At 56.4% G+C, this 22,106-nt stretch carries 21 protein-coding genes and 1 tRNA gene; 11 read left to right on the top strand and 11 right to left on the bottom strand.

Going from position 1 to position 22,106, the window contains the following annotated elements; translation table 11 throughout:
* Positions 1-16: 16 nt before the first annotated feature.
* Together HK24_RS12635 and HK24_RS12630 are read left to right on the top strand one after the other, a co-directional pair.
* A complete protein-coding gene (locus tag HK24_RS12635; RefSeq protein ID WP_046900333.1) occupies positions 17-706 on the top strand; it encodes a hypothetical protein in 690 nt (229 codons plus the stop codon).
* Positions 707-775: 69 nt separating this feature from the next.
* Positions 776-850 (top strand) — tRNA-Gln (locus HK24_RS12630).
* A gap of 5 nt (positions 851-855) precedes the next feature.
* Here the strand turns inward: HK24_RS12630 and HK24_RS12625 are convergent.
* Positions 856-1,125 carry an HU family DNA-binding protein gene (locus tag HK24_RS12625; protein ID WP_046900345.1) on the bottom strand — a complete coding sequence of 90 codons (270 nt, stop codon included), beginning with the start codon at positions 1,123-1,125 and terminating at the stop codon, positions 856-858.
* Positions 1,126-1,287: 162 nt separating this feature from the next.
* On the opposite strand from HK24_RS12625, the gene HK24_RS12620 reads away from it, so the two are divergent.
* The gene (locus HK24_RS12620; RefSeq protein WP_086634753.1) at positions 1,288-2,187 is read left to right on the top strand and encodes a rhamnan synthesis F family protein; all 900 of its coding nucleotides are present in this window, start codon (positions 1,288-1,290) and stop codon (positions 2,185-2,187) included.
* Here the strand turns inward: HK24_RS12620 and HK24_RS12615 are convergent.
* Both HK24_RS12615 and HK24_RS12610 read right to left on the bottom strand, forming a co-directional pair.
* On the bottom strand, positions 2,173-4,938 hold the full coding sequence (locus tag HK24_RS12615) for a glycosyltransferase (protein ID WP_086634752.1): 2,766 nt from the start codon (positions 4,936-4,938) through the stop codon (positions 2,173-2,175). The genes HK24_RS12620 and HK24_RS12615 overlap by 15 nt on opposite strands.
* A 108-nt stretch (positions 4,939-5,046) precedes the next feature.
* Positions 5,047-6,420 carry a calcium-binding protein gene (locus HK24_RS12610; protein ID WP_086634774.1) on the bottom strand — a complete coding sequence of 458 codons (1,374 nt, stop codon included), beginning with the start codon at positions 6,418-6,420 and terminating at the stop codon, positions 5,047-5,049.
* Between the two features lie 403 nt (positions 6,421-6,823).
* On the opposite strand from HK24_RS12610, the gene HK24_RS12605 reads away from it, so the two are divergent.
* Positions 6,824-9,820 (top strand): glycosyltransferase, encoded by a 2,997-nt coding sequence (locus HK24_RS12605; RefSeq protein WP_233126261.1) that lies wholly within the window; start codon positions 6,824-6,826, stop codon positions 9,818-9,820.
* A 99-nt stretch (positions 9,821-9,919) separates the two neighbouring features.
* Here HK24_RS12605 and HK24_RS12600 read toward each other — a convergent pair whose 3' ends face one another.
* Positions 9,920-11,311: an NAD-dependent succinate-semialdehyde dehydrogenase gene (locus HK24_RS12600; RefSeq protein WP_086634751.1), complete on the bottom strand. Its 1,392-nt coding sequence runs from the start codon at positions 11,309-11,311 to the stop codon at positions 9,920-9,922.
* A 91-nt stretch (positions 11,312-11,402) separates the two neighbouring features.
* On the bottom strand, positions 11,403-13,421 hold the full coding sequence (locus HK24_RS12595; RefSeq protein WP_086634750.1) for an NAD(+) synthase: 2,019 nt from the start codon (positions 13,419-13,421) through the stop codon (positions 11,403-11,405).
* Between the two features lie 162 nt (positions 13,422-13,583).
* On the opposite strand from HK24_RS12595, the gene HK24_RS12590 reads away from it, so the two are divergent.
* Positions 13,584-13,757 (top strand): DUF1328 domain-containing protein, encoded by a 174-nt coding sequence (locus HK24_RS12590; RefSeq protein ID WP_046900350.1) that lies wholly within the window; start codon positions 13,584-13,586, stop codon positions 13,755-13,757.
* Positions 13,758-13,763: 6 nt separating this feature from the next.
* Here HK24_RS12590 and HK24_RS12585 read toward each other — a convergent pair whose 3' ends face one another.
* From HK24_RS12585 to mlaD, 6 genes are read right to left on the bottom strand one after another with little or no spacing between them, the layout of a single operon-like run.
* A complete protein-coding gene (locus tag HK24_RS12585; protein WP_086634749.1) occupies positions 13,764-14,279 on the bottom strand; it encodes a disulfide bond formation protein B in 516 nt (171 codons plus the stop codon).
* Positions 14,276-15,613 carry a trehalose-6-phosphate synthase gene (locus HK24_RS12580; protein WP_064275514.1) on the bottom strand — a complete coding sequence of 446 codons (1,338 nt, stop codon included), beginning with the start codon at positions 15,611-15,613 and terminating at the stop codon, positions 14,276-14,278. Before HK24_RS12580 ends, HK24_RS12585 begins: the two co-directional genes overlap by 4 nt.
* Entirely contained in the window at positions 15,601-16,323 is a 723-nt protein-coding gene (gene otsB, locus HK24_RS12575; protein ID WP_086634748.1) for a trehalose-phosphatase, read from the bottom strand. Before otsB ends, HK24_RS12580 begins: the two co-directional genes overlap by 13 nt.
* 50 nt (positions 16,324-16,373) lie before the next feature.
* A complete protein-coding gene (locus HK24_RS12570) occupies positions 16,374-17,048 on the bottom strand; it encodes a DUF2155 domain-containing protein (protein WP_086634747.1) in 675 nt (224 codons plus the stop codon).
* A 2-nt stretch (positions 17,049-17,050) separates the two neighbouring features.
* Complete coding sequence (locus HK24_RS12565) at positions 17,051-17,272, bottom strand: hypothetical protein (RefSeq protein WP_086634746.1); 222 nt, start codon at positions 17,270-17,272, stop codon at positions 17,051-17,053.
* Positions 17,269-17,802 carry an outer membrane lipid asymmetry maintenance protein MlaD gene (gene mlaD, locus HK24_RS12560; RefSeq protein WP_207204216.1) on the bottom strand — a complete coding sequence of 178 codons (534 nt, stop codon included), beginning with the start codon at positions 17,800-17,802 and terminating at the stop codon, positions 17,269-17,271. Before mlaD ends, HK24_RS12565 begins: the two co-directional genes overlap by 4 nt.
* A gap of 194 nt (positions 17,803-17,996) precedes the next feature.
* Here mlaD and HK24_RS12555 point away from each other — a divergent pair, with 194 nt between their 5' ends.
* The 6 genes from HK24_RS12555 to HK24_RS12530 all read left to right on the top strand — a co-directional run bounded on the left by HK24_RS12555 (position 17,997) and on the right by HK24_RS12530 (position 22,103).
* Positions 17,997-19,511, top strand: coding sequence for a vitamin B12-dependent ribonucleotide reductase (locus HK24_RS12555; RefSeq protein ID WP_086634745.1), 1,515 nt, complete (start codon positions 17,997-17,999; stop codon positions 19,509-19,511).
* A 145-nt stretch (positions 19,512-19,656) separates the two neighbouring features.
* A complete protein-coding gene (locus HK24_RS12550) occupies positions 19,657-20,025 on the top strand; it encodes an AtpZ/AtpI family protein (protein ID WP_086634744.1) in 369 nt (122 codons plus the stop codon).
* Positions 20,003-20,752 carry a F0F1 ATP synthase subunit A gene (locus tag HK24_RS12545; RefSeq protein ID WP_046900946.1) on the top strand — a complete coding sequence of 250 codons (750 nt, stop codon included), beginning with the start codon at positions 20,003-20,005 and terminating at the stop codon, positions 20,750-20,752. Before HK24_RS12550 ends, HK24_RS12545 begins: the two co-directional genes overlap by 23 nt.
* Positions 20,753-20,798: 46 nt before the next feature.
* Positions 20,799-21,023, top strand: coding sequence for an ATP synthase subunit C family protein (locus HK24_RS12540; protein ID WP_007284348.1), 225 nt, complete (start codon positions 20,799-20,801; stop codon positions 21,021-21,023).
* A gap of 8 nt (positions 21,024-21,031) precedes the next feature.
* On the top strand, positions 21,032-21,592 hold the full coding sequence (locus HK24_RS12535) for an ATP synthase F0 subunit B' (RefSeq protein ID WP_046900359.1): 561 nt from the start codon (positions 21,032-21,034) through the stop codon (positions 21,590-21,592).
* Between the two features lie 10 nt (positions 21,593-21,602).
* The gene (locus tag HK24_RS12530; protein ID WP_046900360.1) at positions 21,603-22,103 is read left to right on the top strand and encodes an ATP synthase subunit B; all 501 of its coding nucleotides are present in this window, start codon (positions 21,603-21,605) and stop codon (positions 22,101-22,103) included.
* The last annotated feature ends 3 nt before the right edge of the window (positions 22,104-22,106 follow it).

Here is a 22,106-nt window from a genome sequence, read left to right as displayed (position 1 = left end):
TCTACAGGAGACCGGCATGGAAGAGCGGCAGGACCCATTTGATACCGATGAGCTGGCATCAGACAGCACACCGGAACTGGACAGGGAAGCCTTCGATATTGCTCTCCTCCAGTCTGCCCTGAGCCTCGCCGGTTCAGACGGCTGGCACCGGTTTTCTCTAGTTGATGCAGCGCGCGAGGCAGGCCTGCCTGTTGATGCTGTGCGCTCCCGCTATCCGGTCAAAGCACTGCTGCTGCTGCGTCTGGGACGGCTCGCCGATGAAAGCGCACTTCGCGATGAAGGAAATGGCGGCACACTTCGCGAATACCTTTTCGATCTCATGATGCGTCGATTCGATATTTTCGAAGAATATCGCACAGGCGTCAGAGCTGTCCTTCACGCCGTTCCCTATGACCCCGCCCTGGCAGCACTTTTAGCCGGAGCAACTGTGGACTCCATGCGCTGGCTCGCTGACGCAGCAGGCATGGACTGTTCTGGTCTCGGCGGCCTCTGGCGTATTAATGCCCTGACCGCCGTCTGGGGACACGCGCTCCGGGCTTGGGAAAAAGACGAAAGCCAAGACCTTGGAAGCACCATGGCAGCCCTGGATCAGGCGCTCAACAAAGCTGAACGTCTCGGTATCCTGAAGGCCTCAGCCCGCCGCAAAATGGACGAAGCCATGCGCACTACAGGGCTGCCAGATCACGAACTGGAACTTGAATTCTGATATTGGGCTTTACGAGACGCATTGGTTCGGATTAAAAGCCGATCCATCGCGTTCGTAAACGCGATCTACTGGGGCGTAGCCAAGCGGTAAGGCAGCGGATTTTGATTCCGCCATGCGGAGGTTCGAATCCTCCCGCCCCAGCCAAATCTTTATAAATTCTGCTTCAGTCCAGGGCTTGCCTTGAACCGGACTGTCCGTCCCGGGGGAACTTCCACCGGTTCTCCTGTCCGCGGGTTTATCGCTTGGCGCGCTTTTGTTTCGCACACGGTAAACGTACCAAAGGAGGAGATAGTAAACCCTCCCTCACGTCTCAGTTCATCAATAATAGCATCTACAAGATCGTTAGCTGCTCGCTGTGCAGCAACGCCTGTACAGTCTATGGAGTCCTGAAGAACAGCTGCGAGAAATGCCTTACTCATAGATGCATTTTTCTCCTCTTGTGCGTCCCTGTCTCAGGATGCAGCTCCAACACCTGAACATTCACCATCTTTTACAGCATTCCTAAGTATTTCTTACAATACCATTAGGCAACGATGATATAATCGCTTCAGCAGCCCAAGCGTTCCATCGTCAGGAATTTCATGTCGCGTTCCATCTGCCTTTTTGCCTATCACGCGCCTGCACCAACACTGGCCCCACACACCCGCCATCTCCTCGATCAGATTGTGAGATGTGGGTTTGAACTGCATGTCGCCGTCTCCGGCCTGGACCCAAAAGATACGGAAGGATTAACAGTCCTTCAGAACAGTTTTACTTCTGGCCCTATACCAATCGCAGCGACCCTTTATCCCAGAGAAAACTCCGGCCTTGATTTTGGTGCCTGGCAGGACCTGCTCAACAGGAACTGCGATGCGGGAGCGACTGAAATTCTCTTTGCGAATGACAGTATTTTTGGGCCTATGGCACCCTTGCAGCCCATTGTGGACAACATGCGAGCCCATCATTCCCCTGTCTGGGGCATGGTGCGGTCAGAGGCTATTACAGCCCATCTTCAGTCATGGTTTCTTGTCATGACACGGGAAACCCTTGATCATCCCAACATAAGGCGCGTGTTTCAGCAGCCATTCAACAGCATGAGCAAGCCGGAAATTGTCTTGCATGGTGAGTTAGGCCTCGGCTTGGCTATACAGGCGGCCAAACTGGAGATGACAGCCTCCTGGAGCAGCAAACGGGGGCTGGCACGCCTTCTTTCGTTGAACCCAATGCATACAGACTGGCGCACCGTGCTTCACTCAGGGCAAGCACCGTTCATCAAGACAGAGCTTCTCCGCGACAACCCAAGTGGAGTAGCGTCAGTCCATCTCTGGCGAAGCGAAATTCCTGACAAAACCTTTTTCGACCCCGACTGGATCGCACTCTACCTGGCCAACAACCCACCGCGCGTTCAGCACAAAAAGGCCGGTTTCCGAGCGCGACTGGTTCAGGCCTTGGCCAGTGAAGACAGACTACGTGCTTTACCAGCGCTTTTAATGGGTCACTAAATTGACTTTACGCTTCGCCACGCGCTCCAGAAACCCAAGAAGCTCTTCTGTTTGCGCTTCGTACGTGGCCAGACTGCTCTTGAATGGATTGATGTATCCATCGAATTTTTCGGCCTGACCCAGCAAGGACTCGACGGCCGCAGCCAGTGTCTCAGGACGTCCATCAAGAGGGAGATGCGTTCCATTCACCCCGTCTACAACGTCCTCTGATTGTCCGCCGGGAGCAGTCGTCACAACCCAGACGTCACGCGCCAAAGCTTCACGAACTGTCAGGCCGTAACTCTCTTTCCATTGGGACGGAAACAGCAAGACATCAATCTGGTCATAGAAGTCATCGAGTCCGGCCTGTGTGAAGGCAGGAACAATTTTCAGCTCCCCCTTCACTGACCAGTCTTCAGCATGAATGGACCTGAAACCAAGATTGATCTTGTTATCAACCAGAACCAGTTCCCAGTCAGATCGCTCAAGAGACTCCATACATTTTTTGAGTTGTGGATATCCCTTTACGGCCTCTGTCCCACCGACAAATCCAAAACGGATGCGAGAACCAGGCGTTCGCTGACGACGAGGTCGTTCAGGCCACCGAAAGCCATTCCGGTTCACAACAATCCGCTCAGGCTCAATACCATTGGCAAGATAAAGCTGACGATGCGCCTCAGACGGGCTTATCAACAAAGCCGCTTCAGCCAGAGCCTGATGCATGATCGTCACACGATCTCGCAAATGTCGGGCATGAGGTTGGCACATCTGGCAAACCTGCTGGTCAATACGGGTCTGGAAGCAGTAACGCCCATCCTCCCGAACCATAAACTGCCTGTCGCATAGCCACCACGCATCATGCAGTGTCAGAACATAAGGAACTCCCCGTTCCTGACAAACCCGTAGCATGGCAGTACCAAGCCCCTGAGCGGCATGCACATGCACCACATCAGGCTGATAAGCATCCAGCCAACCGGCAAACACCTCAGCCATCTGCGGGTTGTCCAGGGCACCAATAAGGTCCGTTCCCTTCGGGATAACCGCAGACAACACGTCCGTACCGTTGATGACGTAACGAATACTTCCTGACAAATTCTCGTCCAGGCGTGGGCGGGATGTCATGATTCCCACTTCAACACCGCGCTGCGTGAGCCGGGTTGCCAGTTCCTCTGCGACGATCGTCGCTCCCCCGAATGAGCGGGGAGCGTAATAGACATTAGCCATCAGCACTCGCAGAGCTTTCCGCTCCGGTATCACAGGCGTACCAAAAACAGCCCGCCCCTGCGTGACAGCCATTGCTTCAGGCGCGTATCGCTCCATCACATCCTGACGGGCCTGAATCGCTAAACGCTGACGCAATGGCACATCTCGTGCCAAGGTCAGAAAACTCCGCTTCCAGTCATCATCGGTAACGGCCAGCAGGCCATTTTCGCCATGTCGCATGACTGAAAGAAAGGCATTCCGAGGAGAACAGATGGCCGTAACCCCAACGACTGCCGCCTCTAGAAATTTGATATTGCTCTTGCAGTCATTGAAAAGCGTGGGCTCAAGAGGCGCAATCGCAATATCCGTTCGGGAGAGTGCCGCGAGATAGTCGCGATATGAAAGTTCTGTCAGGCGCTCCACACGGTCTCCGAACCTGTGAAAGTCATCCGAAAGTTTAAGCTGCCCAATGACCCGCAGACATAATCGCGGCTCATCTTCCATCGCAGCAATCAGCCCGGCCTGAGCCTGCCGAAAATCTTCATCATGCGTATTGGTTCCTGATCCATAAGAAACCCACACACGCTCCACGTCCGTACCTTGATGGGTCGGAAGCGACGCCGCGATCTCAAGCGTCTCATGATCAAGAGCATTTTCCAGCACTGAAACGTCAGTCAGGCCTGCATCCAACATGGCCTGCGCCAATGCCTGGGTCGAAGCGATACCTCGGCCACAACCCAGCATGCAGCGCCTGAATAAGGTAACACCCGACATGAGCAGATCCTGCTCTGCCTGCGGCAAACTGCTGATGTTCCCATTCTGAAGATACTCTTCAGCATCGAAAATAAGATCATCCACTTCCCACCACGGCTCAAGACGCAGGCGGTGGGCCTCGGCGACCAGCTTCATGACAGTCTCGAAGCCAGGAACCCTGTAGAAAATCACCCGCGTACAAAGCTGTAACCCGGACATGGCAACACCAATGTCCCGCCAGTCCACAACCTGAACAGCCCATCCAAGGCGTTCCAGCAGATCCCGCTTTTGCCACACACGATACTTCGCGCACTGCCTCAAGGAGACTTCTGCGATGATCAGAATTCTTGGTGCAAGGGATGCTGCGCCCTCATCAAGCACATCACTGTAAACGGAGTGGCCAGCCACAGCTTCTTCAGACGTAACTTGCTGGGTAGCCTTTGAAAGAACGGAGTTTCTCTTCTTGCCAGAGCGAGGAAGAGCCTGGCGCGCCAGTGCACCCCCTACAGCCCGAAGACCGCCCTTGCTCCAAAGCTCAGTAACACGATCAGGAAGTTCTCTAAGGGGCCGGCCCGAGGGAAGCCGCCCAAGAGACAAGCCTCTCACCAGCCGCAGTGGAGCGGTGACCCGCCACGACAGAGAACTCTGAACAAGCGCCATCTGATCCCGCAGATGCGTGTTTTCAATTTGTAGCCCATCGGCTCTCATTCCGTTCAAACGTGCTGAGCTGCGGTAACTCTCAAGCAAAACCTTCTGCGAATCTTCTTCAGCTGTACCTAGAAGGAGGGTCACGTTGGAGCCGGGCTGCACTGTCATCAGAGAAAAGGCCAAAGTCTATGAAGGGGTGGGCACAAACAAAAAAAGCTGGGTTCTTTCGAACCCAGCTTTCTTCATGAATGCTGGCAAGCCAGCAAACAGGGTAGATTAGCTCAGATTGAAGCTGGAAGCCTTCAGATCTGTAACGCCGAGGAACGTGATCTTGGAACCGTCGGAGAGTGCAATGGTCGTGTTGCCACCGGCAACAGTTGCATTGGACAGAACGTTCTCAAGCCCACCGTTGTTCTGAAGGCCGTACTGGTACAGAGCCATCAGGTTACCAGCTGCGCTGCCAAAGTCACTGATGGTGTAGTTGCCACCAGCAGCACCCTTGTTCAGAGCAAACAGGTTAGCAGAGCCGGAACCACCCTCAAGGGTAGCATTGCCCGTTCCACCAACCAGCGTATCGGCACCGGTTCCGCCAATGACGGTCGTGTTGCCGGTACCTGCGAAAGCCTGCAGGACACCATGGGAAGACGCAGCAGAAATTGCTTCGTCACCATCGTTACCTACGAACAGGCTGTAACCGGACACACCATCGAACTGAGCGTTCAGGCCGGATGCACCGAACATGGTAGCATTGCCAGCCGTGATGGTGGTGTTGCCCGTACCATTCAGGAAGGACAGGGAACCATCGACACTGATGCTGTTGCCCGTACCACGGATCTGCTGGAAGTCACCTGCAGCAGAAATGGTATCGTTCAGACCACCAGCGACCGTAGCAGTCGTTCCAGTCGCGAAGTACGTGCTGGAGCTACCACCCGTGATGAAGCCGTTGCTACCAACCGATACGGTGTTTGCGTACGTCGTGTCATAAACCGTGGCGTTGGCGCCAAGAGTTACGACCGAGCTGCCACCCAGCAGGGTAACAGTGTCGGTGCCAGCGGAACCATCGATCGTGTCCTGGCCCTCGGAACGAACAACGTTCGTACCTGAACCCAGAGTGATCAGGTTGTTGCCTGTTCCGCCATCAATGGTGTTGTTGCCATCGGTGCCATGAATTGTGTCGTTCCCGGAACCGGTAGCAATGTTCCAGTTACCAGTCTTGCTCGTGCCCGCGAAGGTGTTGTTGCCAACGCCACCGACAAACACGCCATTCTGGTTTCCAGCCTGAACCGAAACGCCCGCCCAGCTGCCAGTCAGCAACTGGATATTCGACGCTGTATTGCCCGTAAGGTCAATCGAAACAGATCCGTTGAGCGTATCTGTAGGATTAGCCGAACCTGCCGGATTGTATGAACCAGCCGAAATGTAAGCTACATCACCGATGATGCTATAGCTTCCACCTTGAGTAATAGCGCCATGAGAAACGCTTGCATTACTTGGGCTACTGTTACTGCCTGGCACCAGATCATAATTCACCAGACCGCTGATACCAGCGATAGCTGACGAATATTGACTGGCCAGAGCGTGGGCCTGCGCACCGTCGACCGTGACCGCAAGGATCTGGCCGGAGGCGCCAACCACGGTAGTGATTGCCATTACCATGCACTCCTAGAAAAGGTTGCCTCGCACTGGCGGCCCTCAGACCACCCAAATGATCGAGTGACGAGTCTTGCATATATCAAAGCCTCATCACCAAAAGCAATAAGGATCTGACGCACCTACACAAGAACCACCCCAACATCGGAGCAATATAAAGGTCCACTCACAGTGCAATACCTAACTGTGCTTAAAAAGACACAGACAGGCAGGGGCAGGAATGCCCCATCACAGAAGGGAGCATTTTACGAAGAGTTGCAATGACAGGTTAAACTTTACAGCAGGCAATCAATAAAAAATTAAAATACTTCACAAAAAACAAACAGAAGGAGGGATTGTGTCTCTACAATGCCTTAAGATGCTCTTCACACCATAATCCTATACGAATCTGTAAATTGAACCTGTGACAAACATATTCCCAACCTCCCTCTCCCCCGCTCTGCAGGATCAGTATCTGGCTGACTTAGCCATTTTGCTTACCCAGAGGCCAACAACCGAGGCAATCTTCTGCCAGCAGGAAGATTGGGGTGACCACGCCGTCAGAACAATTACGTGGCTGGTGAACGGCTTGCAGGATAAATCTCAGCAAGCAGCCACGATCCTGCTTTCCCCAATTCTTGACGATGAGCTTGGCTCCCAGCTCAGGACCCACCTGGAGCTTGAAGGCAATCTTCCGGAAACAAGATTCACTAGCGTCTTCCAGAACACTGACGCAGGGCTAATCCTCTGTCAGCAGGCACATGAAAAACAGAATACAGTCTCCAGCATTCCAGTTGTTGTGGTCGGAAAAAACTCCCGGCCGCATTCAGAAGAAATACGCCTTTCGGATTATATTTCGCTCTGCCCCGCAGGTACTCACCCCCTTATAGAACTCCTTAAGGGTCAGTCAGACACTTCTCGCAGCTTCCGTCACAGCGTTCGCCAACTTCTGGCCCATGACCTGACCACGCGTCGGGCTAACACAGAGCTTCAGCGATATAGAAAATCCGCCGAGCAAGCCGAGCGCGCGGTCCATACTCTTCGGATTGAAAGCCGATCTCTTTCGAGAGATCTTCGCAGTCGGAACGAGAAGATCACATCCCTAACGCACATTCTTGACCCCATCCGTCAGGAACGTGACGTGTTCCGCACAAAAATGATGGAAGAGAGCCAGAAGCGGGCAGAACTTGAACATCACTACACTGAAAATCGTGCTGGTCTGGAGTCTCTGGAAGCTTTCCTCTCGCAACCTGCCCCTCTGTGGCGCCGGGTTCTCCGGTCATTTCGAAAGCCGTTCATTCCCTACATTCCGACGCTTCCAGAACTGCAGCCTCAGTCGGACAAGGAGGATTTTTCATCCAGTGCGTCTCCTGCCTCGAGCGAGACCACCGACAGCCCCGACACTCACGGGTCTTCACCTGATGGCATACAGCGCGTTCTTTTCATCGCAGGAGAACCCAACACTCCAGGTGTGGCTTATCGATGCACCCGGAACGCTGAAGCTGCCCAAAATGCCGGATATGAAGCGCGCATCCAGCCGTGCGCCGCAGTAGGCTATGAGGATATCCGCTGGGCCGACGTCCTGATCTTCTGGCGCGTAGAATACAGCGGGCATGTCAGCACTATCCTTGATCTTGCCCACCAGGAGGGCGTCAAAACCATTTTTGACGCTGATGATATTGTCTTCGTTCCACATTACGCCCGCGTCGACTTCATAGATGGCATCCGCTCTGTCGGGGCGACAGAAGAACGTATCGAGCGTTGCTTTGCAGACATGCGTCGAACTCTTGTCCGCTGTGATCAGGGATCGACCACGACACGCGAGCTGGCCCTTGCGATGCATGAGCTACGACCCGTCGTTCACCTTCTTCCCAATGTCTATGATCATGAAACACTGCGTCGATCGCGTCTCGGCTGTCGTCTTCGCGGAGAGCCTGGTCGTGCGACGTCCGAAGACGGACTAATCCGCATTGGATACGCCACAGGCTCGCGGACCCACCAGCGTGACTTCGCAATCGCCTATCCCGCTTTGACACATGTGCTGAAGACCCACCCCAATGCACGGCTGGTTCTATTCAGAGAGAAGGACAATCATCGACCCGTTCTTCTGATGGAAGAGTTTCCCGCACTTAAAGCCGTGGAAAACCAGATCGAATGGCGAGACATGGTCCCGCTGTCCGAACTTGGAGAAGAGTTCGCCAGATTCGATATTTCCATTGCTCCGCTGGAAGTTGGAAACGTCTTCTGCGAAGCCAAAAGCGAAATCAAATTCCTGGAAGCTTCTCTGGCCGGAAATGCCTCGATCGTGTCCCCAACAGGCCCCTTCCGGCGCATTGTAAGAGATAACGAAACCGGCCTGCTCGCTGAAACGCCCGAAGACTGGACCCGCGCCCTTCTGAAACTGGTCGACAACCCCGATCTACGCCGTACGCTGGCGCGCAACGCCTACCATGACGTTCTCTGGCCCTTCAGCCCGGAAGCTCAGGCCCGGCGCATGTCACTCGCACTCTCTTCTCTCAATGGTGATGTGGAAGCAGCTCAAGCCGCAGAGACCCTTCTCGCCCGGAGCCGCCTGAAGTCCCCGGCGCTCCCGGTCATTCCGGAGAGCGAGACCCTCTTCCATCATGATATTCTGGGAGAAGCGGAGGTCACCGTCATTGTGACATCCTACAATTACGCCAATCACGTTCTGGATGCTCTGGACTCCGTCGCAGCCCAGACACTTCCCATTCTGGACCTTATCGTGGTGGACGATGGGTCAACGGATGAATCTCTTGACCTCATCAGGATCTGGATGGAACGACACACCAGTCGTTTCAACCGCCTGATCTTCCGGCGGTCCATTCGCAATGCGGGACTGGGTGGCGCACGAAACATCGGCATGGACGCAGCAGAAACCCCCCACACCCTGCAACTGGACGCCGACAACATCCTGCGCCCGGATGCTTGTGAAACCCTGCTGGCTGCCATGACATTTGGCATCGCCTACGCCTATCCGCTGATCCAGTGCTTCGACGAAAACGGGCCACTCGTCACGAAGAAGACCCCTGATCTAACGACACCGCCCGGCGCATCCGTTCTACTGGGGGATCTGCCCTCTAATCCCCTGACACTGGTTTCAGGCAATCGCATTGATGCCATGGCCATGGTCGCCAAATGGGCGTGGGCAGCAGCCGGCGGCTACTATGTTTCACGTGAAGCAATGGGCTGGGAAGACTATGATCTCTGGTGCACTTTTGCTGAACTTGGACTACCAGGACGACAGGTTCCAGCCGTTCTGGCGGATTACAGGCAACACAGCAGTTCCATGACCAACGCATCGACAGAGCGTGCTGCCCACAAAGCGCGTGTCGTCGCATATGTGCAGGACAGACACCCCTGGATCAATCTGACAGCAGAGAAGGCCCATCAGAGAGTCTGACCTCTCCGAGACATCTCTCCAGACGAAAAAAACCCCGGACAGTTTCCTGTCCGGGGTTTTCATGAAAAGGCCGGACCGCAAGATCCAGCCAACTCATAATCAGAACGGTGCGTCGATATCCACGACATCAATCAGCTTGTGATTTACAAACTCCTTGATGCCCAGGCCAATCAGTTCACGGCCATAACCGGAACGAGCCACACCACCGAACGGCAGATCAGCCTTCACCATCGTCGGATGGTTCACATAGACCATGCCCGTGTGGATCTTCTCGGCAACCTTCACACCACGCGCCGTATCCTTGGTAAAGACGGAACCGCCCAGACCAAACGGCGAGTCATTGGCAACGCGAATTGCCTCAGCCTCGTCCTTCACACGATAAAGCTGCGTGACCGGGCCAAAGAACTCCCAGTGACGGGCTTCGTTGTCGCCATGCAGGTTCGTCATCAGAAGCGGCTGAAAGAACGCACCCTTCTCCGGAACCGGTGCACCGATCACTTCAACAACAGCGCCATGCTTCTTGGCTTCTTCAACCTGAGCCTTCAGATCATCGGCAGCCTTCTGTGAAGACAGCGGCGCAAGCGTCGTAGCCGGATCCATCGGATCACCAGCCTTGAACTTGAGAACCTCAGCCTTATAGATATCAAGGAACTTGTCGTAGATGGCGTCTACAACGATCAGGCGCTTGGAAGACACGCAGACCTGACCGGCATTCCAATGACGCCCGAAAGCAGCCCACTTGGCGGCCTTTTCAACATCGGCATCTTCAAGCACGACGAATGCATCGGCACCGCCGAGTTCCATTGTTGCCTTCTTGAGCGCCTGACCAGCCGTGCTGGCTACAATGGCGCCCGCACCTTCAGAACCCGTCAGTGCCACACCACAGACGCGCGGATCATTCAGGATCACGGCCGTATGGTGACGGGCAGCATAAAGATTGTGGAATGCGCCCTTGGGCAGGCCAGCCTCGATCATCAGATCATCGAAGATAGCGGCACACTGCGGCACATTGGATGCATGCTTCAGCAGAACCGTATTACCGGCAGAGAGCTGCGGCGCGATGATACGAGCGATCTGGTAATACGGGAAATTCCAAGGCTCAATCGCAAAGACAATACCCTGCGGCTGATGGATCAGGATGGCTTCGCCTTCCTTCGGATCAGCAACCGGAAGCTTTTCCGGCTTCAGAAGCTCTTCTGCGTTCTTGGCGTAATATTCAAAGATCTCAGCGGAGAGAATGGTCTCCAGCTTTGCTTCTTCATAAAGCTTGCCCATCTCAAGGGTGAGAAGCTTCGCATATTTATCGATGTCACGGCGAAGGATTGCGCCTGCAGCAGCCATAACCTTGGCGCGGTCTGCAAAGGAAACGTCGCGCCAGCTCTTAAATGCCTCATACGCGTCGGTGATCGCCTGCTGAACTTCCTGGTCAGTTGCTTCCGGGAAGGTTTTAAGCGTTTCACCCGTATATGGATTGGTCGTAGCGTAAGCCATGACGGAAAATCTCCGTTGAATAAAATGGTACCCTGCATATTGGCATGAAAGCCATGGTACGGAACCCCCAACCCCTCAAAAGTCTGAAAGTTCACATAGCCGTGTTCTGTTTAAGCTCTTCCAGCCATGCTCGTGCGTTACCATCGGACGGCGCCCTCCAGTCTCCGCGCGGAGAAAGAGAGCCGCCAGCAACGATTTTTGGCCCGTTTGGCATGGCAGAGCGCTTGAACTGACTGGTGGCAAAAAACCTGTGGATAAAAATCCTTAACCAGTGACAGATTTCTTCCAGATCATAGGATTTTCGCCGGTCTTCAGGGAAATGCATCGGCCACGAACCGGTTGTAACACGTCCCCATGCCTTTTCAGCCAAAAAGGCGATACGTGACGGGCGGAATCCATATCTAAGCACATAGAAAAGCGTGAAATCCTGCAAGGCATACGGGCCAATCATCTGCTCCGTACTTTGAATTCCCTGCCCTACATCCGGAACGAGCTCAGGGGAGATTTCAGCATTGACGATCTTCTCCAGAACGTCTGGTGCACCCCCTTCCAGCCCGCCTTCCCGGACCAACCAGCGAATGACATGCTGGATCAGCGTCTTCGGCATTCCAGCGTTCACATTGTAGTGAGACATCTGATCCCCGACGCCATAGGTGCACCACCCCAGCGCCAACTCGGAGAGATCACCCGTCCCGATGACAATGCCGTTTCGATGATTGGCCAGACGGAAGAGAAAGTCCGTTCTCAGCCCTGCCTGCACATTCTCGAAGGTGATGTCATGAACCGGCTTGCCCTCTGCATAAGGATGACCAATGCCCGCCAGCATCGTCTCGGCCGCAGGCCGAATATCGAGCTCATTGGTTTCTACACCCAGCGCTGACATGAGCGCATGAGCAAGCCCACGGCTTTCACTCCCGGTGGCAAATCCGGGCATCGTGTAGGCAAGGACATGCGTCCGGGGCCAGCCAAGCTCATCAGCAGCTCTGACAGCGACCAGTAACGCCAGCGTACTATCAAGGCCGCCGGAAACCCCAATGACAGCACGCTGCGCACCACTCGCCTGCAACCGCTGACGCAGCGCGCTCACCTGAATGGTCCAGGCTTCGTAGCAATCCCGGGCCAGTGTTTTCGGATCAGAAGGAACAAACGGGAATCTTGCAACGTCGCGCTTTAACCCCAAGTCTTCCAGTGGGGCAGACAACGCGAACCCAATGGTTCTGAAACGGTCACGCCCGACACCAAACTGACCCGTCCGCAAACGCTCCTGCCGGAGAAGATCAAGATCCACATCCGCCACCACCAGCCGCTCTCCCTGAGGAAAGCGATCTGACTGCGCGAGAAGGCGGCCATTCTCGTGAATAGAAACCTGACCATCCCATGCCAGATCAGTGGTGGATTCCCCTTCCCCAGCCGCTGCATAAGCATACGCTGTCAAAGTCCGCATAGATTGAGCCTGGCACAGCAGAGAACGGTCATCTGTACGGCCAATTGTAACTGGCGACGCAGAAGGATTGAGAACAACACTCGCCCCCGCCTGAGCCAGCATTCCGCTCGGAGGGTTGGCCACCCACAAATCCTCACAGATCTCGACGCCCAGCGTCAGACCCGGCAGATCATGCGCGTTAAACAGAAGGTCCGCGCCAAACGGAACCTCAGCGCTACCAATCCGCACCAGTCCGGACGTTCCCAAGCCAGACGTAAACTGTCTGGGCTCATAAAACTCCCGGTATCGTGGAAGATAGGATTTGGGAACGACACCCAGAATACGCCCGCGATGAATGACTGCTGCACAATTATAGAGCAGTTCCCCCCGACAAAGTGGCAGCCCGACCACAGCAACACTCATCAGGTCAGCCGTCTGCCTGGCGAGCCATTCAAGGGCAGTTCGGGCACCATCCAGCACCACATCCTGGAACCGCAAATCATCAAGCGTGTAGCCGGTCAGTCCCAGTTCCGGAAAAACAACCGTAGCAACACGCTGGCGGTCGCATTCCTTCAGGACTTCAAGAACCCTTTCCGCATTGGCGTGCGGTTCAGCCAGCGAAACGGGAAGCGTACAGGCTGCAATCCGGGCAAAACCCTGATGATAAAGTGAGCGGAATCTGGTCATGGTGCCTCTCTCAGACCCAGGCGACGCAGAAGCGGGCGCCACGTTTCAATATGTTCAGCGATACAGCCATTACGAAATTGAACCGGAGAGGCTCTGTGCCGTTCTGGCTTGCTCACCCCGTTTCTCCAACCGGAGGAACATTATGACCCAGGAGACTTACCAATGGATCTGCTTCGCTGGACGGTTGTCTTCCTCATCCTTGCCCTGTGCGCCGCCGTGCTCGGGTTCGGTGGAATTTCGGCAGATTTCGCCTATATCGGCAAGATCCTGTTCTTCATCTTCCTCGTACTGCTGATCATCAGCCTGATCTTCGGTCGCGGTCGCCCGAGACTCTGACAGGTTTCAGCCTCGGAAGCGCAGCATGCGCACGCTTCCGAGGCTGGCCACTACAAAAACGACTACAGCATACAAACCGCCCGTTTCCGTCATGGAAATCGGAAGGCCGAATAGATAATCCGGCGAATCACAGGGCTTGTTCGGCCGGGACGGCATCGCTGCCATCCAGTCCTTGAAGCTACCGCCATGAAAAACCGGCGCACGGCACTCGGGAGCAGGGCTTGGCCAGAACTTGTGTTCAACGCCAGCGTGCAGAACTGCCAACCCGATACTGACCGCCAGGCACAGCAGACCCGCAAAGACGGAATATCGTGCGTAACGTCGCGGCAAAAGCAACGTCAAAGCGCCAATCCCGATCAGAACCCGCCAGGGCCTCCGCTCCCACAGACACAGTTCACACGGCGCCAGCAGAAGCCGATGCTCCGCAAACCATGCCGTCCCGAGCGCCAAAACCCCGGCCAGAACGAACAGCCCTCCCAGTATCCTGGTCATATCGGGCTGCTTCGTTCCGGTCAGAGTCATGTGCGAGAGGCCTCCAGGCTATCTAGAAACTGCTTGGCCCAGCTTCCCGCTGTGTTGCGAGAGACTTCGCCGTAAAGTGCGGACCATGCCTCATGACGGGTCTGCACGTCCATGGTGAGTGCCGCATGAAGTGCATCGGCCATCCCTTCAGCGTCCAGCGGATTGACCTGAAGCGCTTCTGGCATCTCAGGTGCCGCACCAGCGAACCGTGACAGAACCAACACGCCCGGATCCTTGGAATCCTGAGCCGCGATGAACTCTTTGGCGACAAGATTCATGCCATCACGCAACGGTGTGATGTAGCCGACATCGGACACCCGATAGAGCCCCGCCAGAACGTTCCGGGAAATCGGCCAGGTCGTATAACGGATTGGCACCCAGTCCGGCGTGCCATATGCCCCGTTGATCGTTCCCACCAGGCCATCAAGCTCTTCCTTCAGAAGCCGATAGCTTTCCACACCTGTCCGGGAGACAGGCGTGATCTGTAAGAACGTCACTTTGCCGCGATATTCCGGATAGTTTTTCAGGAGCATTTCATACCCCCGCATCCGCTCAGGCAGACCTTTGGAATAATCCAGCCGATCCACACCAATAATCAGGCGCTTTCCAACCAGACTGTCCACAATCTGCTCCACGTCTTCCGTGGATGCACTTTCAATGGCCTGCTGCCTGAAACGGATCGGGTCAATCCCGATCGGAACTGCCTCTACTTCTGCCTTGAGGCCATACTCCGCGAAACATCCCCGAAGGTTCTGGGCATCTTCCGGTGTCTGCACGCCAATTCGGTCACAACCTGCAAGCCCTTTCAGAAGGCGCTGCAATTGCGGCAGGAGACGCGCCACACTCCAGGGTGGAAAAGGAATATGCAGGAAAAAGCCAATCCGGCCCTTGACCCCTCTGTCCCGCAGCATCTCAGCTAGCGGGAACAGATGATAATCATGAATCCAGATCGTATCGTCCTCTTTCAGAAGAGGAACCAGACGATCGGCAAAGACGGCATTGGCTTCGTAGTAAGCCTCACAATCTTCACGCGTGTAACGAATCAGCTGCGTTCTGTAGTGGCATAACGGCCAGAGAACGCCATTGGAAAAGTTCAGATAGAACCTGTCATATTGCCGGGGCGTCATATCAAATGTGGCATACGTCACATTCCCAGCACGGTCCTCCATAACAGGCCGGTCCAGTGCATCTTCGCACTGTTCCCCGGACCAGCCGAACCAGAGGCTGTCCCGTGTCTGAACAGCATCATACAACCCAACAGTCAGACCACCCGCAGGCTGCGTCCGTTCTCCGGGCGCTGGTGTACGATTGGAAACAACTATCAGGCGCCCCATCCATGCCCCTCCGATAAATCGTGCAGCCACCGGCGGAACGTGACTGCATCAGGAAAATCATCCGGAATGAGCCAGCCAGCACCACCCATCTGGCGCGCAGCCCTCACTCCGTCCATGTCTGTAACGTCATCCCCGACAAAGAGTGGCAAGCGACCGCGAAAAGGATTTTCAGACATCAACTCCCGCACGGCTCCCCCCTTGTCCACGCCCAACGGACGAAGCTCGATAGCCATGTGAGCGTCCTGCAAACGGAAACCGCCAGCTTCCGGCGCCCATTGCTCCGTCAACGTCCGAAACGCCGTTTCAGCCTCCGGCGCCTGACGATAGTGCAGGACCATTCCAGCCTTCTTGCGTTCCACGCTCGCACCGGGATGCAAAGAGACAATATCTTCCGCTTTCTGCAGCCAGTCAGCTGGCACAGAGGGGAGAGCAGGATGGGTGATGTCTTTTTCAGGTGAGGTCCGCACGGCCACTCCATGCTCCCCCGCTACGGCATGAGGAATGCCGGGCAAAAAATGGTCGATCTGGGCGATCGGTCGGCCAGTCACAATAGCCAGCGCTCCGCCGAGCATATCTTTCAGGCGGAGGAGATCGTCTGCCAGTCCCGGGGGAACAACCACACTTTCAGGAGTAGGAGCGATATCGACCAGTGTTCCGTCGAAATCCAGCAGGATTGCAGCTTTGGAAGGCGGAAAAGGAATCTGGATCATGAATAGGCTTCTCTTTCCAGTTTCAGGGGTGCCCCCGCTCCGCCCACTCCTTATTCCAGGCCGGGATCGGCTGCGGGAGGAGGCAAGGACGGTCCGGCTGATGCCGGTGGTGCGGGAGGCACAAGAGACTGCGCACCACCAGAGGGTGGCGCGAGAGGAATCGGTGCGTGGCTGTCTGGCGCCAGCGGAACCGCTCCTCCTTCAGATGATGATGAAGAGCCGGACTGATCGGTCCCCCCTTCATCTTCCGTTGCTGTCGTACCGGCCAGTTGAGGCGCTTTTATGACGGGCAGCGGTCCAGCGTCCGGCGCAACACGATCTCCCGTGCACGCCACAACACGCACATCATAAAGCGAACTGCCATAAGTCCCGAGAGATGGCTCATTCTGCAACATCCATCCGTCGAAGGGTGGTCGAGCCGAATCTCCCGAATCACGCAGGTGCAGCAACGCACCAGAGTCAGCCGGCAATGTTTCCGGACGACTGACACACGCCTCAACAGCAACCGAAAGCGTTCGGTAGGAGGCATTTGCACCCACCGGGATCGTCAGCGTTTCAATATGGGCATCCAGCCGATCCAGAACACGAATGACAGCCTGTGTCCGTCCCTGCCAGGTATCAGCCGGGTACATCGCCGGGGGGGCAACCCCTACAGCGGCAGACGCCGATGACGTTACAGACAGAGCCAGAAGAGCCGCACCGACAAACAGGAACCGATTGGTCATGATCAGGCGTTTCCTTGGGATTTCGGGTCCACGAGATCGGCAAGCATGGCGATGAAGGACTTGCGCATGGCATCTGGGGAAACACCCATCAGAATACCGTCCTCAAACGCATCCTGCAGGGTCTGACGCAATTCAGCATCATTTTCTCTCAGCACGCGCACTTTCTCGACGCAGGCCACTGGCTGCCCATCACTATCCAGCCAGGGAAAGTCCTCGGAACTCACGGCTCGTCTGACAGGCCACCAGCAGGCTTCTGGGGCTTTTGAGCCTTCTGAAGCGTATCCGTGACCGAAAAGATGAATTTACTCAGAAGCTGCTCAAGACTGATAGATCCCTGCGTCTCCGTCAGCGCCCCGCCAGCCTTGATAAGAGCGTCAGCGCCACCCGGTGACAGCGCAATGTACTTTCCGCCCAACAGACTGTCAGACGTCACAATCGCTGCAGAATCCGTTGGTAGCTTCACGTCCGGCGACAGTGTGAACGTCACCTGGGCCTGAAAAGTCTTCGGGTCCACAACCTCAGACATCACATGGCCGACGGTAATTCCGGCCAGACGCACATCTGATCCGACATTCAGACCATCAATCTGACTGAAAGACGCATGAACCTGGTAGCCACCATCATCATGCCGATGATGGCCCAGCATCGCCAGAACCAGCATCCCGACCAGAAAGACCAGCACCAGAAACCCAGCCAGAAGCTCAAGCCGATCGTGGCGAGCTGCGGCAGGCGCTGTTCCCGTGGCTGCGCTCATGACATCACCTTCGAAAAAATCATTTTCCTGCACTAGCGGACTCCATCGCCGCAGTCCAACCCTCCCTTTGGAAACGGAGATTATCAGCCTGGGAAAATGTTATCCCCCATATCCCCATGTTCCCACCCATTAACCCGGCCAAAAGGCACGTTTTCCCGCTTCCGGGCCACCGGAACGCAGCGTAGATTCGCAGCATGACAGCCCGTCTTCATTGGACCGGCGTTCGCATGAGAACGCTTCGGGTCACCACCGATCCGGACGACAGCGCCACGCGCTCCGTCACCCTTCCGGCCGCCTGGGAGGATGATGCCGCGCAGGCGCTGGCCCAGATCACGCAAAATGGTGGCCCCATCCGCCTTTCGACGGAAGCGGCACGTTGGGTTGACACAATTGATGCGTGTCCGCCTCTCCCCGGAACGCCAGCCAATGCACCCTCTCCCGCCCGGAGCCTGTCTTATCTTCTGCTGATGCGTCAGCTCGCCCCCAACATTGCCCTGTGGGAACGTCACCCTGACGAAATTCCAGGTTTTGTTGTGCGACTGTCTGGCTTTGTTCAGGAGGACGGTTTCGCACCAGAGCATTTCGTAGCCTGCCTGAAACTGGCCTGCGATTCCTTGCGTCGACTTCACGCAGCAACACGCGTGGAGCGAACAGGCGAACTGCCGCTCTTTGATCTGCCCGCTGATCCGTCAGAAGAACCCGCAGGCATTATCCTGCTAACAGATCTGGACGCTTGCCTCGCATCCATGGGGCTCGACTATGACAGTGATGCAGGACGAGAGGCCGCCAGAGCCATTGCCGCACTGGCCACAAGCATCGCACATGCAGGCACAAATCTCTCGCTCCCGACCATTCCAGCCTGCGCATCCCTACCGGGGATGCGCGCTCTCGCGGCAGAAGCCTGCGCGGCCATGGAAGGCCAGCACCTTTCCCCTGTGGAAACGGGATTTTCCGGACCCGGGCCTGTCGACGCACTTCTAGGTGTTGAATCCTGCGGGTTGGCGCCGGTCTTTTCGCCCTTGCGTAGCGACGGACACCTCCGCGCCTCGACCCTTGCCCGATTGGCTTACAGAGGCCTGACGCCCGAATCCGCCCTTGCGATGGCTCTTGCTGGTGAAGCTCCCCTTCCTCCGACAAGGCCGGAGGCCCATGCCGCCATGCATAAGGCCATGGAACGCTCCGTCGATTTTCTTCCGGAGTTGCCAGAACCCGAACTGGCGAATCTGCGTGCCAAACTGGAACGGGGCGCTCGGCGTCAGCTTCCAATGCGTCAAACCGGATTTACTCAGCGCACTGCTGTCGGCGGTCACAGTCTCTTCATGCGCACGAGCGAGTTTGAAGACGGCACCCTGGGTGAAGTCAGCATCATCCCAACCCGAGAAACGCCAATGGCCCGGGGTTTAATGGATTGTCTCGGGCAGGCTGTCAGCATTGGTCTTCAGTTTGGTGCCCCGCTGGACGCTTTTGTCGAACGATTCGCTTATACCCGCTTCGGGCCTGCGGGCACGGTCGAAGGTGATCCTGGCGCTGCCTATGCATCGTCAATGCTCGATTACGCCTTCCGAACGCTTTCGGAGGCTTATCTCGGCCAGCACATGCCAGACGCACCACAGATCGAACCCAACGCGGAAGATACATCTCCTATGTTGCCGTTCGATCATTCGTCGGGCGATACACCCCGCGGTCGACGCCTCAGACTGGTGAGTTGATGAAAATATGGCGTCTTCCGACGTCTGCGCTACTGGAATACATTGACAGCCTGCGGACACGTCGGTAGCTAGCGCCTGCGCTGAGAAGGAATCCGGTCATTGTGCCCGGTGGACAGGATGCGCACAGGGTAAGGGATCAGACAGCGTGGGACACGCCCCTTCCGACGAGGATGACAGCTTTGATGTGCGCCTGAAGCGCGCAAGCAAAAAGCTTGATCCCCACGCGGAAGAGTTTTCCACAAAGTCCTCCGATGGAGATGCGGGTTCTATCGCATCTTTCGGGGTTGCGATCCGGGTCGGAACGGAGCTGGTAGCCGGTCTGGCGGTTGGTGTGGCATTAGGCTACGCTCTTGACCGCTGGCTGGGTTACAGGGTTCTTTTCCTTCTGATTTTTGCCCTGCTAGGTTTTGGTGCCGGCATGATGAATGTCTGGCGGGTTTTGAATGGGCCGGGCATGGTGCCCGAGCTGAAAGATGACGGGAGAAGCCAGCGTGGCAGCCGGATCGACGATTGACGCGCTCGGACAGTTCGAGCTCCATCCGGTTCTCGGATCTCTGGGCGAAGCTCTGCGGTTCTCACAGTCTCCACTGTTCATGCTGATCGCCGTTGTGCTGGTGCTCGCATTCCTCTTTATCGGAATGCGCCCAGCCTCCGTCGTTCCTGGCCGTCTTCAGGCCGCAGCCGAAATTGGTTACGACTTCATTCATGACCTTGCCATCGGCACGATGGGTGAAGAAGGCGCTGCTTTCTTCCCGTTCGTGTTCGCTCTGTTCTTCTTCATTCTCGCCGGTAACTACCTCGGCCTGCTTCCCTTCTCCTTCACCTATACAAGCCATATCGCAGTGACACTTGCGCTGGCCGTAACGGTGTTCGTGATCTCGATCCTGGCTTCCCTGCGCTTTCAGGGCCTGGGTTTCTTCAAGCACTTCATGCCAGCCGGCGCCCCTGTGTGGCTGTCGCCGCTGCTCGTGCCGATCGAGATCCTTTCTTTTCTTTCTCGCCCCGTCAGCCTGTCGATCCGTCTGTTCGCCAATATGGTGGCCGGTCACGTTCTGCTCGAGGTATTTGCCGGCTTCACAATCATGCTCGCCGGTCTGGGCTTCTTCGGTCATATCCTGGCCGTTGCCCCGATCGCGATCAACATTGCGCTGACGGCTCTGGAATTGCTGGTGGGTGTGCTTCAGGCATACGTTTTCGCCATTCTCACCTGCATCTATCTGCGCGAGGCCGTCGCTCACTGAGCGCGGTTTTGCACAACCCCTGTATCGACCCTAAAGGAACCTGACCATGGACGTTCAAGCCGCTCGTGACATCGGCGCCGGTATTGCAGTAATCGCCCTCGCAGGCGTCGGCATCGGCCTCGGCAACATCTTCTCGACGCTCGTGAGCTCCATCGCTCGCAACCCGGCTTCCCGCCCGCACGTTTTCGGCCTCGGCATGCTCGGCTTCGCGCTGACGGAAGCCGTTGCTCTGTTCGCGCTGCTGATCGCCTTCCTGATCCTGTTCGCCTGAGGTCGAACATGCACCGCACGCCACGTCTTTTCCTGTTCGCCGCTCCGCTGGCGGCTGTGCCGGGCCGAGCTGTGGCTGCGGGCATGCCGCAGCTGAACGTCCATGATCCGCTGCTGATCGGACAGGTCGCCTGGGGAGCCGTCATTTTTGCTGGCTTCTATGTCGTCCTTAGCCGTTCCGCTCTGCCGCGGATCGAGCGCGTGCTGTCGAACCGACGCACCCGCATCCAGAACGACCTCGATATTGCCCGCCGTGCGAAAGCCGAGTCCGACCGCGCAAGCGCCGAACTCCTGAGCACCCGCCATGAAGCGGCCGCACAGGCCCGGGCCAATGTAGAGCGCATCCAGAACGAGGCTCGCCTCAGCGCTGAAACGCATGCACGGGAAACCGCAAAGCGTCTCGAAGCTGAAGTTGCAAACGCCGAAGCCCGGATTGCCCAGTCCCGCGAGCAGGCTCTTTCCAGCCTCCCCGCGATTGCAACTGGTACCGCTCAGAACCTGGTCTCCCGTCTGATCGGGGAACAGGATGAACAGACTGTCGCCAGCGCCGTGAAACGCGTCAGCGCCTAAGGAGACGACGATGTTCCAAGAACCCCGTTTCTGGACTGCCCTGGCATTTGTCCTCTTCTTCGTGATCTTTGGTCGCAAGCTCTGGGCCGTCATCACGAGCCATCTTGATGCCCGTGCAGAAGGCGTTCGCCGCGATCTGGACGAGGCAGCCCGTCTCCGCCGTGAGGCAGAGCAGATGCTCGAAGATGCGACCCGCGAGCGTGAGAAGACGCTGGCAGAAACGCAGGCCATGATTGCCCGCTCAGAGACGGAAGCTGCTGCTCTGGCAGAACGCGCCCGTCACGAAGCAGAAGCAGCAGCCGGCCGTTACGAGAAGATGGCACACGACCGGATTGAAGCCGCAGAGCGCGCTGCAATCCGTGAAGTTCAAGAGCGCGCAACAGCCATTGCCATCTCGGCAGCTCGCGATGTTGTGGCCTCCCGTCTTTCCGAAAGCCCGGACGTTGCTGCTAAGCTGATTGAGCAGAGCATTCAGAACCTTCCTGAAGCGCTGCGCCGTTCTGCGGCCTGAGTT

The organism is Gluconobacter sp. DsW_058 (genome assembly GCF_002153615.1).
GTDB classification, from domain to species: Bacteria; Pseudomonadota; Alphaproteobacteria; order Acetobacterales; family Acetobacteraceae; genus Gluconobacter; species Gluconobacter cerinus.
The sequence above is the reverse complement of the archived record's forward strand: the minus strand, read 5'-3'. Positions and strand labels throughout refer to the sequence as shown.

Coding starts and splice junctions, on each gene's coding strand:
- HK24_RS12635 (WP_046900333.1), top strand. CDS start 17: ATGGAAGAGCGGCAGGACCCATTTGATACCGATGAGCTGGCATCAGAC.
- HK24_RS12625 (WP_046900345.1), bottom strand. CDS start 1,125: ATGAGTAAGGCATTTCTCGCAGCTGTTCTTCAGGACTCCATAGACTGT.
- HK24_RS12620 (WP_086634753.1), top strand. CDS start 1,288: ATGTCGCGTTCCATCTGCCTTTTTGCCTATCACGCGCCTGCACCAACA.
- HK24_RS12615 (WP_086634752.1), bottom strand. CDS start 4,938: ATGACAGTGCAGCCCGGCTCCAACGTGACCCTCCTTCTAGGTACAGCT.
- HK24_RS12610 (WP_086634774.1), bottom strand. CDS start 6,420: ATGGCAATCACTACCGTGGTTGGCGCCTCCGGCCAGATCCTTGCGGTC.
- HK24_RS12600 (WP_086634751.1), bottom strand. CDS start 11,311: ATGGCTTACGCTACGACCAATCCATATACGGGTGAAACGCTTAAAACC.
- HK24_RS12595 (WP_086634750.1), bottom strand. CDS start 13,421: ATGACCAGATTCCGCTCACTTTATCATCAGGGTTTTGCCCGGATTGCA.
- HK24_RS12590 (WP_046900350.1), top strand. CDS start 13,584: ATGGATCTGCTTCGCTGGACGGTTGTCTTCCTCATCCTTGCCCTGTGC.
- HK24_RS12585 (WP_086634749.1), bottom strand. CDS start 14,279: ATGACTCTGACCGGAACGAAGCAGCCCGATATGACCAGGATACTGGGA.
- HK24_RS12580 (WP_064275514.1), bottom strand. CDS start 15,613: ATGGGGCGCCTGATAGTTGTTTCCAATCGTACACCAGCGCCCGGAGAA.
- otsB (WP_086634748.1), bottom strand. CDS start 16,323: ATGATCCAGATTCCTTTTCCGCCTTCCAAAGCTGCAATCCTGCTGGAT.
- HK24_RS12570 (WP_086634747.1), bottom strand. CDS start 17,048: ATGACCAATCGGTTCCTGTTTGTCGGTGCGGCTCTTCTGGCTCTGTCT.
- mlaD (WP_207204216.1), bottom strand. CDS start 17,802: ATGAGCGCAGCCACGGGAACAGCGCCTGCCGCAGCTCGCCACGATCGG.
- HK24_RS12555 (WP_086634745.1), top strand. CDS start 17,997: ATGACAGCCCGTCTTCATTGGACCGGCGTTCGCATGAGAACGCTTCGG.
- HK24_RS12540 (WP_007284348.1), top strand. CDS start 20,799: ATGGACGTTCAAGCCGCTCGTGACATCGGCGCCGGTATTGCAGTAATC.
- HK24_RS12535 (WP_046900359.1), top strand. CDS start 21,032: ATGCACCGCACGCCACGTCTTTTCCTGTTCGCCGCTCCGCTGGCGGCT.
- HK24_RS12530 (WP_046900360.1), top strand. CDS start 21,603: ATGTTCCAAGAACCCCGTTTCTGGACTGCCCTGGCATTTGTCCTCTTC.